The organism is Micromonospora sp. WMMC241, from assembly GCF_027460165.1.
In the GTDB taxonomy this organism is placed as follows: domain Bacteria; phylum Actinomycetota; class Actinomycetes; order Mycobacteriales; family Micromonosporaceae; genus Micromonospora; species Micromonospora humi.
This window is the reverse complement of record NZ_JAPZBF010000001.1, coordinates 3,169,328-3,186,227: the sequence shown is the minus strand read 5'-3', so window position 1 is coordinate 3,186,227 and position 16,900 is coordinate 3,169,328. Positions and strand designations below refer to the sequence as shown.

Sequence of the window (16,900 nt, the reverse complement as noted above, 5' to 3'; positions counted from 1 at the left end):
AAGCGGCAGGGGGGCCAATGTCCAGGAACAAGCTCGGCGTGATCGGCGCGGCACTCACCCTCGCGGTCGGTGTCCTGTCCGGATGCACCGGCGGCGAGAGCGTCGACGTCGGCGACGGCGGCGGCAGCGCCGGGGGCGCGGGGGGCGTTCTCAACGCGGCCATCGGCGGCGAACCGGACCAGCTCGACCCGCACAAGACCTCGGCCTACTACAGCTTCCAGGTCCTGGAGAACGTCTACGACACGCTCGTCGAGCCGGACGCCGACCTGAAGATGGTGCCCGCGCTGGCCACCAAGTGGACCACCAGTGAAGACCAGCTCACCTGGACGTTCACCCTGCGCGACGGGGCGAAGTTCTCCGACGGGTCGCCGTTGACCTCGGAGGACGTCGTCTACTCCTACGAGCGGATCATCAAGCAGAAGCTCAACACCGCCTACAAGTTCGCCACCGTCAAGTCGGTGACCGGCCCCGACCCGGCCACCGTCGTGGTGACGCTCAGCGCGCCCACGCCGAACCTGCTGGCCAACCTCGGCGGCTTCAAGGGTGTGGCGATCGTCGAGAAGACCAACGTGGAGTCCGGGAAGGTGAAGACCGCCCCGGTCGGCAGCGGCCCGTTCAAGGTCGCCGGCTACACCTCCGGCGACAGCATCAAGCTGGTCCGCAACGACGCCTACTGGGGTGACAAGCCGAAGCTCGACGGCGTCACCTTCACCTTCGTCAAGGACCCCACCGTCGCGTTGCAGAACCTGCGCAGCGGCCAGGTGCAGTGGACCGACAACCTGCCGCCGCAGCAGGTGAAGTCGTTGCGCGACGGCGACGACCCGGTGGTCAGGTCGGCGCCGTCGACCGACTACTGGTACGTGGCGCTCAACGAGGCCCGCAAGCCGTTCGACAACCCCGAGGTCCGCCGCGCGATCGGCTACGCGCTGGACCGCGAGGCGATCACCAAGGCGGCCAAGTTCGGCCTCGCCACCGTCAACCAGACCGCCATCCCGAAGAACAGCGCGTTCTACTACGACTACGCGCCCTACTCGCACGACCCGGACAAGGCCAAGCAGATGCTCGACCAGGCCGGCGTCGCCAACCTCACCCTGGACCTGATGGTCACGAGTGAGTACCCGGAGACGGTCACCGCCGCCCAGGTCATCGCGGCGCAGCTCAAGGACGTCGGGATCACCGTGAAGATCCGTACGCTGGACTTCGCCCAGTGGCTCGACGAGCAGGCCAAGGGCAACTTCGGCGCGTTCATGCTCGGCTGGCTCGGCAACGTCGACCCGGACGAGTTCTACTACGCCCAGCACCACAGCGGCGGCACGTTCAACTTCCACAAGTACGCCAACCCGGCGGTGGACAAGCTGCTCGACGCCGCCCGCACCGAGACCGACCAGGGCGCCCGCAAGCAGGCGTACGAGCAGGCCGCGAAGCTGATCGTCGACGACGCCAGCTACCTCTACCTCTACAACCCGGACGTGGTGCAGGGCTGGTCGAAGAAGGTCTCCGGCTACGACGTCCGCAGCGACCGGGCGATCCGGTTCCGCTCGGTCTCCCTCGGCAAGTGACCCGCTTCGTCCTGCGGCGGGTCCTGCAGTCGGCGGTCGTGCTGCTCGGGGTGACCCTGGTGGTCTTCCTGCTGCTGCAACTGGTGCCGGGCGACCCGGTGCGGGTGGCGCTCGGCACCCGCTTCGACCCGCAGACGTACGAGGCGCTGCGCTCACGCGCCGGCCTGGACCAGCCGCTGCCGGTGCAGTACGCCAGCTACCTCGGCCACGCGCTGACCGGTGACCTCGGGGTCAGCTTCCGCACCGGCCAGCCGGTCAGTCGGATCGTGCTGGAACGGTTGCCGGCGACGCTGTCGCTGGCCGTCACCGCGGTGGTGTTCGCCCTGCTGGTGGCGTTCCCGCTGGGCATCGTCGCGGCGGTGCGCAGCGGCTCGGCGGTGGACCACGCCGCCCGCGTGTTCAGCCAGTTCGGCGTCTCGGTGCCCGACTTCTGGATGGGCATCATGGGCATCATCCTCTTCGCCGGCGTGCTGGGCTGGCTGCCACCGTCGGGCTACGTGGCGCTGACCGAGGACCCGGGCCGGTGGGCCACCCACGTGGCCCTGCCGGCGGTGACCGTCGGCCTGGTCACCGCGTCGATCCTCACCAGGTTCATCCGCTCCTCGGTGCTGGAGGTCCTCTCCGCCGACTACGTGCGTACCGCCGAGGCGAAGGGGCTGCGCAACCGGGTGGTGATCCTGCGCCACGTGCTGCGCAACGCGCTGATCCCGGTGGTCACCGTGGTCGCGGTGCAACTCGCAAGCCTGCTCGGCGGTGTGATCGTGATCGAGGTGCTGTTCGCCTGGCCGGGCATCGGCCGGCTCACCTTCGACGCCGTGCAGGCCCGTGACTACCCGGTCCTGCAGGGCGCGGTGCTGCTCGTCGCCGCGCTGTTCCTGCTGGTCAACCTGCTGGTGGACATTCTCTACGCCCGCCTCGACCCGAGGATCACGGTCAAGTGAGCGCCGGAGGTGAGAGCACCGGACGCCGGGTGCTGGACGCGCTGCGCCGCGACCCGCTCGCCGTCGGCGGCACGCTCGTCCTGCTGCTGCTGGTCGTGGTGGGCGTCGCCGGCCCGTGGCTCGCCCCGGCCGGCGTCAACGACGTCGACGTCGACCAAATGTTGCGCCCGCCCAGCGGCACCCACTGGTTCGGCACCGACGAGCTGGGTCGGGACGTGCTCAGCCGGGTGCTGGTCGCGGCCCGCGTCTCGCTGGAGGTCGGCGTGGTCAGCGTCGGCATCGCGCTGGTGGCCGGCGTGACGCTCGGGCTGTTCGCCGGCTACTACCGGGGTTGGCTGGACAGTGTGCTGATGCGCTGCATGGACGTGTTGTTCGCGTTCCCGGTGCTGTTGCTGGCGGTGGCGATCGTGGCGGTGCTCGGTCCCGGCCTGCTCACCGCCATGGTCGCCATCGGCGTGGTCTACACGCCGATCTTCGCCCGGATCACCCGCGCCGGCGTCCTCTCCGTACGCGAGCAGGTCTTCGTCCGGGCGGCCGTCTCCATCGGCGCGTCCGACCTGCGGATCATGCGCCGGCACGTGCTGCCCAACATCGCCGCGCCGCTGATCGTGCAGACGTCGCTGTCGCTGGCGTTCGCGATCCTCTCCGAGGCGGCGCTCTCCTTCCTCGGCCTCGGCATCCAACCGCCGGCGCCGGCCTGGGGGCGGATGCTGTTCGACGGGCGCGGCTTCGTCACCGACGCCTGGTGGCTGGGCGTGTTCCCGGGCGCGGCGATCTTCCTGACCGTGCTCGCCTTCAACCTGGTCGGTGACGCGCTGCGCGACGTGCTCGACCCGCGCCAGCTCACCGTCAGCGAGGCCCGCAGGAGCACCTCATGACTGAAGAGACCGTGTTCTCCGTCGAGGACCTCACCGTCACCGTCGGCACCCGGCGCGGGGCGGCCCGGGCGGTGGCCGGCGTGTCCTGGCAGGTCCGGGCCGGCGAGACGTTCGCGCTGGTCGGCGAGTCCGGCAGCGGCAAGAGCATGACCCTGCTCGCGGCCACCGGGCTGGCGCCGCGCGCCGCGACGGTCACCGGCCGGGTGCGGCTGCTCGACTCCGAGCTGAGCGCGCTGCCCGACGACCGCCGCCGCAAGCTGCGCGGCCGGCACGTCGGGTTCGTGTTCCAGGACCCGATGACCTCGCTCAACCCGGTGCTGCCGGTGGGCCGGCAGGTCACCGAGGCGGCCGAGGAGCACCTCGGACTGACCCGCCGGGCCGCCCGCGACCGGGCGGTGGAGCTGCTGGAGCTGGTCGGCATCCCGTCCGCCGCCCAGCGGGTCGACGCCTTCCCGCACCAGTTCTCCGGCGGCATGCGCCAGCGCGTGGTGATCGCGATGGCGCTGGCGTGCGAGCCGGACCTGCTGATCGCCGACGAGCCCACCACCGCGCTCGACGTCACCACCCAGGCCCAGATCGTCGAGCTGGTCGCCGACCTGCAACAGCGGCTCGGCACGGCGGTCGTCTGGGTCACCCACGACCTGGGCGTGGTGGCCGGCATCGCGGACACCGTCGCGGTGATGTACGGCGGCCGGATCGTCGAGCAGGGCCCGGTCGACGCGGTGTTCGACGCGCCTACCCATCCGTACACCCGGGCGTTGCTCGCGGCCCGGCCGGACCCGGCGCGGCGCGGCGAGGACCTGGTGGCCATCCCGGGCGCGCCGCCGAGCCCGCTGGACCTGCCGCCGGGCTGCGCGTTCTGGCCGCGCTGCCCGGTACGCGCCGACCCCCGGTGCGAGCACGAGCTGCCCCCGCTGACGCCGGTCGGCCCCGGGCACACGGTCCGCACCTTCTATCCGGGAGAGACCTCATGACAGCCGCGGACGTGGTCGCCGAGCTGGACGAGCTGGCGGTGCACTTCCCGACCCCGGCCGGCCTGGTCCGCGCCGTCGACGGTGTCTCCCTCGCGGTGCGCCGGGGCGAGACGCTCGGCCTGGTCGGCGAGTCCGGCAGCGGCAAGTCGACCGCCGGCCTGGCGCTGCTACGGCTGGTCGACCCGACCGCCGGGCGCATCCGGGTGGCCGGCGCCGACGTGACCGGCCTGTCCCGGCGTCGCCTGCGCGGGATGCGCCGGCACGTGGCGATGGTCTTCCAGGACCCGCAGGCGTCGCTCGACCCGCGCCGCACGGTCGGCGACAGCATCGCCGAGCCGCTGCACGTGCACCGGCTGGCCGGGTCCGCCGCCGCTCGCCGGGACCGGGTGGCCGAGCTGCTGGACCTGGTCGGCCTGCGCGCCGACACCGCCGACCGGCACCCGCACGAGCTGTCCGGCGGGCAGCGCCAGCGGGTGGGGGTGGCCCGCGCGCTGGCCGGCGAGCCCGACCTGATCGTCCTGGACGAGCCGATCGCCTCGCTGGACCTGAGCGTGCAGGCGCAGATCATGAACCTGCTGCGGCACCTGCAACGCGACCTCGGGCTGACCTACCTGTTCATCGCGCACGACCTGGCCGCGGTCGAGCACATGAGCGACCGGATCGCGGTGATGTACCTGGGCCGCATCGTCGAGACCGGCCCGCCGGAGCGGATCTACCGGCGACCGGCCCACCCCTACACGGCGGCGCTGCTGTCGGCGGTCCCGGTGGCCGATCCCCGCGTCGAGCGGGAACGCCGCCGCACGGTGCTCTCCGGCGACATCCCCAGCCCGGTGGACCCGCCCAGCGGCTGCCGGTTCCGGACCCGCTGCCCGCAGGCCCGCGCCGCGTGCGCGGAGACCGACCCGGCGCTCGCCGAGGTGGGCCCCGACCAGCACGCCGCCTGCCTGTTCCCGCTCGACGGCGGAGCCGCGGACCCGGCGTAGGATCGACGCCGATGACGTTCACCACCCGGCCGACGCTGCGCGGCACGTTCGGCATGGTCTCCTCCACGCACTGGCTGGCCAGCCAGTCCGCGATGGGTGTGCTGGAGCGCGGCGGCAACGCCTTCGACGCCGCCGTCGCCGCCGGGTTCGTGCTGCACGTGGTCGAGCCGCACCTCAACGGCCCGGCCGGCGAGGTGCCCGCGATCGTGGCCACGGCCGGTGACCCCACCCCGCGGGTGCTCTGCGGCCAGGGCCCGGCCCCGGCCGGCGCCACGATCGCGCACTTCCGCTCGCTCGGGCTGGACCTGGTGCCCGGCTCCGGCCCGCTGGCCGCGGTGGTGCCCGGCGCGGTGGACGCCTGGCTGCTCCTGCTGCGCGACCACGGCACCCGGTCGCTCGACGAGGTGCTGGAGCCGGCGATCGGCTACGCCTCCGCCGGCCACCCGCTGGTGGGCGCCGCCGGGGAGACCATCGACCGGGTCCGGTCGCTGTTCACCGAGCACTGGCCGACCTCCGCGCAGCTCTGGCTGCGCCACGGCCGCCCGCCCGCGCCGGGCGAGATGGTCACCAATCCGGCGTACGCGCGGACGCTGCGCCGACTCGTCGACGCCGCTCGGGCGGCCGGGGCGGACCGGGTGGCGCAGATCGAGGCGGCCCGGCGTGCCTGGCGGGAGGGCTTCGTCGCCGAGGCGGTCGGGGCGTTCAGCCGTCTGCCGTTCCGCGACTCCAGCGGTCGCGCGCACGCCGGGCTGCTCACCGGCGACGACCTGGCCGGCTGGTCCGCGGGCTGGGAGGAGCCGGTCACGTTCGACTGGCACGGGCACACGGTGGCGAAGACCGGCTTCTGGGGCCAGGGTCCGATGCTGCTGCAGACGCTGGCGACGCTCGACGCGCTCGACGACCCCCGGGTGCTCGACCCGTCCACGGCCGAGGGCATCCACGCCCAGGCCGAGGCGCTCAAGCTGGCCTTCGCCGACCGGGAGGCGTGGTACGGCGACACCGACGTCCCGGGCGACGCGCTGCTGTCGTCGGAGTACGCGCGAGCGCGGGCCGCGCTGGTCGGCGACCAGGCGTCGACCGAGCTGCGCCCGGGCAGCCCGGCGGGCACGCCGCCCCGACTTCCGGCGCACCTGCGCGCGCACGCCGCCCGGCGGGCCGGCCCGCAGGACCCGACCACGGGCGAGCCCACGGTGCGGGCCGACGGGGTGACCCGCGGCGACACCTGCCACGTCGACGTGGTCGACCGGTGGGGCAACATCATCTCCGCCACGCCGAGCGGCGGCTGGCTGCAGAGCTCGCCGGCCGTCCCGGAGCTGGGCTTCGCGCTGGGCAGCCGGTTGCAGATGTGCTGGCTGGAGGAGGGGCTCGCGTCGTCGCTGCGGCCGGGCCGACGGCCGCGAACGACGTTGAGCCCGACGCTGGTGCTGCGCGACGGCGAGCCGGTGCTGGCCTGCGGCACGCCCGGCGGCGACCAGCAGGACCAGTGGCAGTTGCTGTTCCTGCTGCGCCACCTGGCCGGCGGGCAGGAGTTGCAGGCGGCGATCGACGCGCCCGCGTGGCACACCACCAGCCTGCCGGCGTCGTTCTACCCGCGCGAGGTGGAGCCGGGCGTCCTGGTGGTGGAGGACCGCCTCGACCCGAAGGTGCTGGCCGGGCTGCGCGCGAAGGGCCACACCGTCCGTCTCGCGGACCCGTGGAGCCTGGGCCGCCTCTGCGCCGTCACCCGCGACCCGCACACCGGCGTCCTCTCCGCCGCCGCCAACCCCCGCGGCGCCCAGGGCTACGCCGCAGGCCGCTAACCCCACCCCACCCCACCCCCGCCCCACCCCCGCCCGTCGATCTTGGAGTTGTGGCGCCTCGGATGGGCTGGATGTCCACTTCGCCAACGACCACAACTCCATGATCGACGGATCGGGTCGGGGCGGTTACGATCTCGCGGTCGAGTCACGGGGGAGGAGAACGTCATGGGGTTGTTCCGGCGGCTTCGGGGACGAGCGCAGGAGCGGGTGGGCGGGCCGGTGATGGATCCGGCGTTCGGGGATCCGGTGGCGCGGACGCTCGTCGACGCGCTCAAGGCGCGGGACTGGCGGGCCGCCCGGGACGTGCTGACCCCGGTCACCGACCCGGACGACCGCGCGTACCTGATGGAGGCCGCCGGCCGGGTCGACGGCGTGCAGGACTGGATCGGCGAGTGGGTCGCCGCGGAGCCGGACTCGACGCTGCCGGTGCTGGTGCGCGGCTGCCACGCGTTCTACTGGGCGTGGGAGGCGCGCGGCAACAAGCGCGCCCAGCACACCGGCCAGGACCAGTTCCGGGAGTTCCACAAGCGGCTGCTGGTGGCGGAGAACCTGCTCGACGAGGTGGCGGACCGGGACCCCGACGACGTGACCTGCCGGGCCTGGCTGGTCGCCACGTCCCGGGCCCGCCAGGTCGACGCGGACGAGGCGGCGGCCCGCTTCGACGCGGTGGTCACCCGGCACCCCGGGCACCAGGTGGCGCACGAGCACCGGTTGCAGTACCTCTGCCCGAAGTGGTTCGGCACCGAGGAGGCCATGTTCTCCCTGGCCCGGGCGGCGACCGCGAGCGCGCCGGAGGGCAGCATGCTGCCGGCGCTGATCGCCGCCGCGCACATCGAGAAGTGGCTGGAGTTGCCGGCCGAGGAGGACGACGCGTACATGCGGTCCGACGAGGTCGGCGCCGAGCTGGTGGCCGCCGCCGAGAAGTCGATCCTGCACCCGACGTTCCGGCCCGGCCTGGGGCTGGCGCCCCGGGCCGGCCTGTTCGCGCTCGCCCTGGAGCTGGCGCACGAGTTCGACACCGCCGCCCGCGTCTTCGACCTGCTCGGCGACCAGGTCAGCGAGTGGCCCTGGGGGTACGTGGGGGAGCCGGTGGCGGCGTTCGTCCGGTCCCGGGACTGGGTGCGCGAGCACGTGTCCTGACGAGGAACGCGATGTCCGATCGCCGCCGGACGTCACCGTCGCCCACGCCCAGACTTGTGTGCATGAACAACAACATGCTTGCGGGCAAGGTCGCCCTGGTCACCGGAGGCGGTCGCGGGATCGGAGCCGCGGTCGCGGTGCGGCTGGCCGAGGAAGGCGCCGACGTGGCCCTGACGTTCCAGCAGGACCAGCGGCGAGCCGACGAAGTGGTGGACCGGGTCAAGGCCGTCGGCCGACGTGCGATGGCGGTACGCGCGGACAGCGCCGACCCGGGGGAGGTGGTGGCCGCGGTCGATCGGGTCGCCGAGGAGTTGGGCCGGTTGGACGTGCTGGTCAACAATGCCGGTGCGTTCCTGATCGGGCCGGTGGAGCAGCTGAGTTCCGACGAGTTCGACCAGACCGTCGCGGTGAACGTCCGGGCGCCGTTCGTCGCCTCGCAGGCAGCGGTGCGGCACATGCCCGCCGGCGGGCGGATCGTCAACATCGGCAGCAACATGGCCGAGCGGACGCCGTTCCCGGGCTTCGCGCTGTATGCCATGAGCAAGACCGCGTTGATCGGGCTCACCCGGGCGCTCGGCCGGGAACTCGGCGGCCGGGCGATCACCGTGAACCTGGTGAACCCTGGGCCGACGGACACCGACTCGAACCCGGCGGACGGTCCGAACGCGGGCACGATCAACGGTTTCACCGCCCTCGGCCGCTATGCGGAGCCGGCGGAGGTGGCCGCCGCGGTGGCGTTCCTCGCCGGCCCGGACGGGCGTTACGTCACCGGCGCCACGATCAACGTCGACGGCGGCTTCGCCGTCTGACCGTCGGGTCGTCCGGTCATCGCACGTGGGGCCCGTCCCGGTCGGACCGGGACGGGCCCCACGCGACGCTCAGCCGTCGATCCGGGTGATGTTGCGGATCTTGTTGGCGGCGTCCAGCGCCGCCACCTTGTACGCCTCGGCCAGCGTCGGGTAGTTGAACACCGCGTCGAGCAGGTAGTCGACCGTGCCGCCGCAGCCCATCACCGCCTGCCCGATGTGGATGATCTCGGTGGCTCCGGTGCCGAAGACGTGCACCCCGAGCAGGCGTCCGTCGCCCGGCGAGACGAGCAGCTTCAACATGCCGTACGAGTCGCCGACGATCTGCCCCCGGGCCAGTTCGCGGTAGCGGGCGATGCCCACCTCGAACGGGGTGGAGCTGTCGGTCAGCTCGTCCTCGGTCTTCCCGACGAAGCTGATCTCCGGGATGGTGTAGATGCCGATCGGCTGCAGGTCCGGCATGGCACGCGCCGGTTCGCCGCAGGCGTGCTGCGCGGCGAGGCGGCCCTGTTCCATCGAGGTGGAGGCCAACGCCGGGAAGCCGATCACGTCGCCGACGGCGTAGATGTTCTCGACCGAGGTGCGGTAGTCGGCGTCGACCTGGATCCGGCCCCGGTGGTCGGCGGTGAGGCCGGCCGCCTCCAGCGCCAGGTCGTCGGTCTGGCCCTGCCGGCCGGCGGAGTACATCACGGTGTCCGCGACGATCTTCTTGCCGCTGCGCAGCACGCACAGCGCGGCGGTGCGGTGCTTCTCCACCGACGCCACCTCCTCGCCGAAGCGGAAGGTGACCGACAGGTCCCGCAGGTGGTACTTCAACGACTCGACGATCTCCTCGTCGCAGAAGTCGAGCATCCGCTCGCGGCGCTCGACCACCGTCACCTTGGTGCCGAGCGCGGCGAACATGGACGCGTACTCCATGCCGATCACGCCGGCGCCGACCACCACCATGCTGCGCGGCACGGCCTGCAGGTTGATGACGCCGTCGGAGTCGACGATGGTCCGGTCGTCGAAGTCGACGCTGTCCGGGCGGGCCGGGCGGGTGCCGGCGGCGATGACCGCCTTGTCGAAGGTGATCCGTTCCTCGCGACCGGAGCCGGCGTCGACCCAGACGGCGTGCGGGTCGGCGAACCGGCCGGTGCCGGTGATCATCGCGATCCGGTTGCGGGCGAGCTGGTTGCGGATGACGTCGGTCTGCCGGTTGATCACGTGCTGGGTACGGGCGGCCAGGTCGGCGACCGTGATGTCCTCCTTGACCCGGTAGCTGCTGCCGTAGAGGTCACGCTGGCTGAGCCCGGTCAGGTAGAGGACGGCCTCGCGCAGCGTCTTGGACGGCACGGTGCCGGTGTTGATGCACACCCCGCCGAGCATGTCGCGACGGTCCACGATGGCCACCCGCCGCCCCAGTTTGGCCGCGGCGACGGCCGCCTTCTGTCCACTCGGTCCGGATCCCAGCACCAGCAGGTCGTAGTCATACACGTCCGACAGCCTGGCAGCATGTGCGGGCGCGCGCCAGGGGAGGGGCCACCGGAAGTGGATCATTGCCGTAGGGTGCGCTGATGCGTCGCCGCGTACCTCTGATCCTGCTTCTCGGGCCGCTGCTCGCCGCCGGGTGCACCACCGACCCCGCCGCGCCGGCCGCCGACCCGTCCGCTCCCACGACCACGCCCGCCCCGACCGCACCCGCCGTCGACTACACCGCCTGGCAGGCGGGCCGCTCCACGCCGGTGGCCGACAAGGTCTACCCGGCACGGGGCACCGACGCGGTGGACGTCCTGCACTACGACCTGGCGGTGCAGTGGGCGCCGCCGACCCGGACCCTCACCGGCACCGCCACGCTGCGGATCCGCCCGGTCCGGGACGCGCCGGACCTCACCCTGGACTTCATGCCCTACCAGCTCGACGGCGTGACGCTGGACGGCGCGACGGTCACCGCCGCGGTGGCCCGGGAGAAGCTTACGGTGTCCGCGCCGGTGGTCGCCGACCGACCGGTGACGCTCGTGGTCAAATATCACGGCCGGCCGCGGAGCACGCCGATGCCGTCGCACCGCAAGGACGTGGAGGACCTGGGCCTCACCGTCACCAAGGAGGGCGGCCTCTGGACGATGCAGGAGCCGTTCGGCGCGTTCACCTGGTACCCGGCGAACGACCAGCCCGCCGACGAGGCGCTCTACGACATCCGGGTGACCGTCCCGGCGGGTTGGACCGCGATCGCCGGGGGCACCCCGGCCGGGCAGTCCGGCACCACGTTCACCTACCGCAGCACCGACCCGGTCGCGACGTACCTGACCACGCTCGCGGTCGGCAAGTACCAGAAGCTCACCGCCAAGGGGCCGCGCGGCGTGCCGCTGACCTACTGGTACCGCAAGGGCGCCGACGACAAGCTGGTGCCCTACCTGAAGAAGTCCCCGCAGTACCTGGCCTGGCTGGAGAAGAAGTTCGGCCCGTATCCGTTCCCCTCCGGCGGCGTCGTGGTGGTGGACTCCGCCTCGGGCATGGAGACCCAGCAGATGATCACCATGGGCGGGAAGATCGAGGACACAAGGGACCGCCGGGACCGCTGGGGCAGCGACCTGCTGCACGAGTACGCCCACCAGTGGTTCGGCAACTCGGTCACGCCCACCAGCTGGACCGACCTGTGGTTGAACGAGGGGTGGGCGAAGTACGCCCAGGACCTGCACACCCAGGAGACGTTGAAGTTGAGCGCGGCCAGCCTGGACCGGTACCTGCGCGAGGGCGACGCCGTCCTGCGCAAGAAGCTGGGCCCGCCCGGCCGGCCCGATCCGAAGCGGTTCGCCGAGGGCAACGTCTACCTCTGCCCGGCGGCCATGCTCCGCGAGATCCACCGGCAGGTCGGCGACAAGACGTTCTTCGCGCTGGCCCGGGCCTGGGTGCAGGAGCAGCGCAACACCCAGCAGGACCGGGCGTCGTTCATCGCGTTCGTCAACAAGCGGACCGGCCGCGACTTCACCAAGCTGATCAACACCTGGCTGGACTCGAAGACCACGCCGAAGTCGATCAAGGTCGCCTGACCGGCTCCGGGGCCTCGCCGACGCGCGGGCCCCGGAGCCGGCTCAGCGGCCCTGGAGTCCCTTCACGGTGTCGCCGAACGTCCAGCCCTTCGACCCGTCCCAGTTGATCGACCAGGTCATCAGGCCCTTGAGGCCCGGGACGGCGTTCCAGGCCTGGCCGACCAGCGACGGGCCCATGTACCCGCCGCCCGCGCCGGGCTGCGCCGGCAGGCCGGGGACCTGCTTGTCGTAGGGGACGCGGATCGTGACGCCCTGCACGGTCAGCCCGTTGTGCAGGCACTGCGTCTGCACCGTGAAGCCCTGCACCGTGCCGGCCGGGTACGAGTCGCCGGCGCAGCCGTACATCGAGCCGTTGTAGTACTGCATGTTCAGCCACCAGAGCCGGCCGTTGTCCGCGTACTTCTTGACGATCGGCAGGTAGGCGCCCCAGATCGAGCCGTAGGTGACGCTGCCCCCGGTGACGTACGCGGTCTCCGGCGCCATGGTGAGCCCGAACCCGGCGGGCATCTGGGCCAGCACCCCGTCGATGATCCGGATCAGGTTGGCCTGCGACGGCGAGAGCTGGTTGATGTTCCCGCTGCCGGTCAGCCCGGTCTCGATGTCGATGTCGATGCCGTCGAAGTTGTGCCGCTTGAGGATCGGCACGACGGTGGCGACGAACCGGTCGGCGACGGCGGCGGAGCCGAGGTCGATGCCGGCGGCGGCGCCACCGATGGAGAGCAGCACGGTCAGCCCGGCGGCCTTGGCCTGGCACACCTGCGCCGGCGTGGGCACCTTGACGCCGGCGTCCATGCCGTCCTCCCAGAGCACGGTGCCGTCGGCGCGGATGACCGGGAACGCGGCGGTGACTACGTTGTAGCCGTGGCCGGTGATCCGGGTGTCGGTGATCGGGATCCAGCCGAGCCCGGGGTGCACGCCGTTGGCCGCGCCGTCCCAGTTCTCCCAGTAGCCCTGGAGCACCTTGCCCGTCGGCCGGGGCCGCAACGCGCAGGTCTCGCCGCCCGGGGTGGTCGGGCTGGGCGTGGCGGTCGGCGTCGGGGTGGGGCTGGGCGTCCGGGTGGGGGAAGGGCTGGGGGTGGGCGAGGGGGGCCGGGTGGTCGGGCTCGGTGACGGGGTGCCGCCGGAGCAGGCGCCGAGGTCGGTCCAGAGCGCCGGCACGGCGGCCGGCGTCCAGCCCGCGCCGACCGGTGGGGTGTGGGTCACCAGCGCCTGGTAGAGCCGTCCGCCGAAGGTGGCCCGGCTGCCGGCGGTCCAGGTGACGCCCTCGGCCCAGGCCGGCGCGTCGCAGGCGACCAGGGCGGCGGTGCTGCCGGCGAGCGTGGCGCCGCCGGTCGCGGGCAGGGCCACGGTGGCGGCGAGCAGCGCGACGCCACCGAGCAGGGCTGTCATCGAACGTCCGAGTCGCATGTCATACCTCCTCGTCGATGCGGCGGACGGTATCAGTTAACTTTGTTAAATGTAAATGGGCAGTATTCTGTCAGCACTTCGTTCAGGGCGTGAAAATGCGGGAAGGGCGGCGGCGGACGTGGACGCCAGACGCACCACGGTGCGCGACATGCGCCGGGCCAACCGGTCGGTCCTGCTCACCCGGATCTGGCTGGACGGGCCGCTCAGCCGGCACGAGCTGGGCCAGTCCACCGCGCTGAGCCTGGCCAGCGTGAGCAACCTGGTCGGCGAGATGATCACGGAGGGGCTGGTCGAGGAGGCCGGCTCCGTCGAGTCCGACGGCGGCCGCCCCCGGGTCCTGCTGCGCGTCGCGCCCGGCTACGGCTACCTGGTCGGCGCCGACGTCGGCGAGACCCGGGTGCAGGTCGAGCTGTTCGACCTGAGCATGACCGCGCTGGCCAAGGCCGAATATCCGATCGCCGCCGCCGAGCCCGACCCGGCGCGCGTCGCCGACCACCTCCTCCACGGCCTCGCCGCGGTGACCGAACAGGCCGGCGTCGACCCGGCGGCGGTGCTCGGCTTCGGCGTCGCCGTCTCCGGCACTGTCGAACGCACCGCCGACGCCGTGGTGCACGCCCAGACGCTCGGCTGGGACGGCGTGCCGCTCGGCGCGATGCTGCGTGCCGGCACCGACGTGCCGGTGCACGTCGACAACGGCGCCAAAACGCTCGGGCAGGCCGAGATGTGGTTCGGCGCCGGTCGCGGCGTCCGGCACGCGGTGGTCGCCCTGGTCGGCTCCGGCGTGGGCGCGTCAGTGGTCGCCGACGGCGTCGGCTACCGCGGCGCGCACAGCAGCGCCGGCGAGTGGGGCCACACCACAATCGTGTACGGGGGCCGGCGCTGCCGCTGCGGCAACCACGGCTGCCTCGAGGCGTACGTCGGGGCGGAGGGCGTGCTCGACCGGTACCGGCAGGCCAACCGGGGTCGCCCGGCGGCCGGCGGGGACGAGGAGACCGCCTTCGGCGAACTGCTGCGCGGCACCGGCCGCACCGCCGCGAAGGTGATCGACGAGACGGTCGGCTACCTGGGCGCCGGGGTGGCGAACCTGGTGAACCTGTTCAACCCGGAGCGGGTGGTGCTCGGCGGCTGGGCCGGGCTGGCCCTGGGCGAGCGGCACCTGCCGGCGATCCGCGAGGCCACCGCGCGGCACGCGCTGCGCCAGCCGTACGCCCAGACCTCGATCGAGCTGTGCCGGCTCGGACCGGACGCGGTGGCGATGGGCGCGGCCACCCTGCCGATGACCCGGCTGCTGCGCGACGGCGGCGTCCCCCGCGAACCCGCGGTCCGAATCGCGCCTGCGCGCCGGCCGGGCCGCCGCTGAGCGGCGGCCCGACCGGTCGGTTCAGGACGGCAGCGTCCACTTCTGGTTGGCGCCGCCGGTGCAGCTCCACACCTGGGTCTTGGTCCCGTCGGCGGAGGTGTTGCCGGTGACGTCGAGGCACTTGTTCGCCTGCGGGTTCACCAGGTCCCGCCCGGCGGTCCAGGTCCACTGCTGGGCGGCGCTGCCGTTGCAGGTCCACAGCTGCACCTTCGTGCCGTCGGCGGTGCCCCCGCCGGCCACGTCCAGGCACTTGCCGAGCGCGCGCAGCGTGCCGTCGGCGGCCCGGGTCCAGCGCTGGTTGGCGCCGCCGGTGCAGCTCCAGATCTGCGCCGGTGTGCCGTCGGCGGTGGCGTTGTCGGTGACGTCCAGGCACTTGCCGCCGATGCCGGTGACCGGGCCGGTCGGCGCGGCGCCGCCGCCGGACGGGGTGCCGGACCAGGTGAACGTGGCGGTGGTGCGGGCCGGCAGCGTGTAGGTGAACGACTGCCCGCCCCACACCACCTTCACCGACTGCGCCGACGTGCCGCCGTTGTGCGCGAGCAGGGCCTTGGAGCCGTCCGCGTTGCGGTAGGCGACGTTCGGCACGGTGCCGTCGGCGGTGGAGTCGATCCGGGTCGCGCCGGGCCGGACGAACTTGGTCAGGTGCCCGGTGGTGTAGTACTCGACGGTGTAGTCGACCTGGCCGGCCCGGGCGCCGCCCTCCTGCACGGTGATCAGGCCGGTGCAGGTGCCGCAGCCGCCGTTGTGCGGGCCCATGTTCTGGTTGACCGCGAGGCTCCACTTCACCACGCTGCGACTCCAGTTCCGGGCGTAGGTGACGATGTCGGCCATGTCCTCGTTGTGCTGGTTGGTGATCCAGGTGCCGCCGGAGTGCTCGGTGCTGAACTGCGGCACCGCCGGATACTGGGCGCGCACCTGGCTGCCGACCGCCGGGTCACCGAAGTAGCCGTGCCAGGCGATGCCGCCGAAGAGCGGGTCGGTGCGGACGCCCGCGTCGCCGAGCACCCCGGAGCCCAGGGTGGCGTAGTCGCCGTAGTTCCAGTCGTGCACCAGCACCTTCGTGGTGATGCCGGCGGCCCGGAACGCCGGGTAGACGAAGTTCTTGGTCAGCTCGGCCAGGCCGGAGGAGTTCCAGCTCATGCCCGGGTAGTCCATCGCGGTGGGGTTGCCGGACTGGCAGCAGTTCGGCTCGTTCTGCACCGACAGGTAGTCGACCTTCACGCCGCGGGCCGCGTACGCCTGGATGGTCCTGACGAAGTACTGGGCGTAGGTGGCGTAGTACTCCCACTTCAGCCAGCCCATCTGGTCCATCCGGCCGTTGTCCTTCATCCATGCGGGCGCGCTCCACGGCACCACCATCACCCGCAGCGCCGGGTTGAGCTGGCGGGCCTGCGCGGTGAGCAGCTCGACGTTCGTGTCGTAGCCGTTGGCGCCGAAGTCGTTCAGGTCGCAGCAGGTGTCGTCGAGGGACACGTTTCCGGGGCGGGACAGGTCGGATGCGCCGATCGGGTTGCGCACGAACGACAGCCCGATGCCGTCGGTCGGGCTGAACAACTTGCGCATCACCGCGTCCCGGGTGGCCGCGCTGACTCCGCCGCCGCGCAGCAGGTACGCCGTGGTGTCGGTGATGGACGCGCCGGCGCCCTCGAACGGCTGGTAGCGGGTGTTCTCGTCGACGGTGATGGTGTGGGTGGCGCCGGGGCTGGTGGTGGCGAAGCTCAGCGGGCTCTGCTGTTGCAGTCCGCGGGTGACGGTCCGGCCGCCGGCGTCGGAGGTGGTGGTGAGCCAGACGTCGACGGTCTCGCCGGCGGCGTGGGCGGCGGTGGTGGGGACGAGGGCGCCGGCGGTGAGGCAGAGCGTCAGGGCGACGCGGCCGGCGTGGCGGGCAGCGGTGGTGGGGGACACGGATGCTCCTTCCCAACTGGATTGACATCCGCGAATGAGCGAACCGTTGTTCCGGCCTTATGTCAAGACGTGAAAAAAAGGGGCGGCCGCCCGGGAGGACTCCCGCGCGGCCGCCCCCT

The 16,900-nt window shown here is 72.6% G+C and carries 13 protein-coding genes; 10 read left to right on the top strand and 3 right to left on the bottom strand.

Going from position 1 to position 16,900, the window contains the following annotated elements; genetic code table 11:
* Positions 1 to 17 precede the first annotated feature (17 nt).
* The 8 genes from O7598_RS14820 to O7598_RS14785 all read left to right on the top strand — a co-directional run bounded on the left by O7598_RS14820 (position 18) and on the right by O7598_RS14785 (position 9,083).
* Positions 18 to 1,559, top strand: a complete 1,542-nt coding sequence (locus tag O7598_RS14820) for an ABC transporter substrate-binding protein (protein ID WP_269691928.1) — start codon at positions 18 to 20, stop codon at positions 1,557 to 1,559.
* Positions 1,556 to 2,500 carry an ABC transporter permease gene (locus tag O7598_RS14815; protein ID WP_269691927.1) on the top strand — a complete coding sequence of 315 codons (945 nt, stop codon included), beginning with the start codon at positions 1,556 to 1,558 and terminating at the stop codon, positions 2,498 to 2,500. Before O7598_RS14820 ends, O7598_RS14815 begins: the two co-directional genes overlap by 4 nt.
* On the top strand, positions 2,497 to 3,378 hold the full coding sequence (locus tag O7598_RS14810; protein ID WP_269691926.1) for an ABC transporter permease: 882 nt from the start codon (positions 2,497 to 2,499) through the stop codon (positions 3,376 to 3,378). The genes O7598_RS14815 and O7598_RS14810 overlap by 4 nt, the downstream gene beginning before the upstream one ends.
* Positions 3,375 to 4,352: an ABC transporter ATP-binding protein gene (locus O7598_RS14805; RefSeq protein WP_269691925.1), complete on the top strand. Its 978-nt coding sequence runs from the start codon at positions 3,375 to 3,377 to the stop codon at positions 4,350 to 4,352. The genes O7598_RS14810 and O7598_RS14805 overlap by 4 nt, the downstream gene beginning before the upstream one ends.
* Entirely contained in the window at positions 4,349 to 5,335 is a 987-nt protein-coding gene (locus O7598_RS14800) for an ABC transporter ATP-binding protein (protein WP_269691924.1), read from the top strand. Before O7598_RS14805 ends, O7598_RS14800 begins: the two co-directional genes overlap by 4 nt.
* An 11-nt stretch (positions 5,336 to 5,346) precedes the next feature.
* On the top strand, positions 5,347 to 7,134 hold the full coding sequence (locus O7598_RS14795; protein ID WP_269691923.1) for a gamma-glutamyltransferase family protein: 1,788 nt from the start codon (positions 5,347 to 5,349) through the stop codon (positions 7,132 to 7,134).
* Between the two features lie 165 nt (positions 7,135 to 7,299).
* Positions 7,300 to 8,274, top strand: coding sequence for a DUF4034 domain-containing protein (locus O7598_RS14790; RefSeq protein ID WP_269691922.1), 975 nt, complete (start codon positions 7,300 to 7,302; stop codon positions 8,272 to 8,274).
* A 62-nt stretch (positions 8,275 to 8,336) separates the two neighbouring features.
* Positions 8,337 to 9,083: an SDR family NAD(P)-dependent oxidoreductase gene (locus tag O7598_RS14785; protein ID WP_269691921.1), complete on the top strand. Its 747-nt coding sequence runs from the start codon at positions 8,337 to 8,339 to the stop codon at positions 9,081 to 9,083.
* Between the two features lie 69 nt (positions 9,084 to 9,152).
* Here O7598_RS14785 and sthA read toward each other — a convergent pair whose 3' ends face one another.
* A complete protein-coding gene (gene sthA / locus O7598_RS14780; RefSeq protein ID WP_269691920.1) occupies positions 9,153 to 10,556 on the bottom strand; it encodes a Si-specific NAD(P)(+) transhydrogenase in 1,404 nt (467 codons plus the stop codon).
* Between the two features lie 80 nt (positions 10,557 to 10,636).
* Here sthA and O7598_RS14775 point away from each other — a divergent pair, with 80 nt between their 5' ends.
* Positions 10,637 to 12,109 carry a M1 family metallopeptidase gene (locus O7598_RS14775; protein WP_269691919.1) on the top strand — a complete coding sequence of 491 codons (1,473 nt, stop codon included), beginning with the start codon at positions 10,637 to 10,639 and terminating at the stop codon, positions 12,107 to 12,109.
* A gap of 42 nt (positions 12,110 to 12,151) precedes the next feature.
* Here the strand turns inward: O7598_RS14775 and O7598_RS14770 are convergent, their stop codons facing one another.
* Positions 12,152 to 13,516 carry a glycosyl hydrolase family 18 protein gene (locus O7598_RS14770; RefSeq protein WP_269691918.1) on the bottom strand — a complete coding sequence of 455 codons (1,365 nt, stop codon included), beginning with the start codon at positions 13,514 to 13,516 and terminating at the stop codon, positions 12,152 to 12,154.
* 118 nt (positions 13,517 to 13,634) lie between these two features.
* Here O7598_RS14770 and O7598_RS14765 point away from each other — a divergent pair, with 118 nt between their 5' ends.
* Positions 13,635 to 14,876: an ROK family transcriptional regulator gene (locus O7598_RS14765; protein WP_269691917.1), complete on the top strand. Its 1,242-nt coding sequence runs from the start codon at positions 13,635 to 13,637 to the stop codon at positions 14,874 to 14,876.
* A gap of 21 nt (positions 14,877 to 14,897) precedes the next feature.
* Here the strand turns inward: O7598_RS14765 and O7598_RS14760 are convergent, their stop codons facing one another.
* Positions 14,898 to 16,781 carry a lectin gene (locus O7598_RS14760; protein ID WP_269691916.1) on the bottom strand — a complete coding sequence of 628 codons (1,884 nt, stop codon included), beginning with the start codon at positions 16,779 to 16,781 and terminating at the stop codon, positions 14,898 to 14,900.
* Between the last annotated feature and the right edge of the window lie 119 nt (positions 16,782 to 16,900).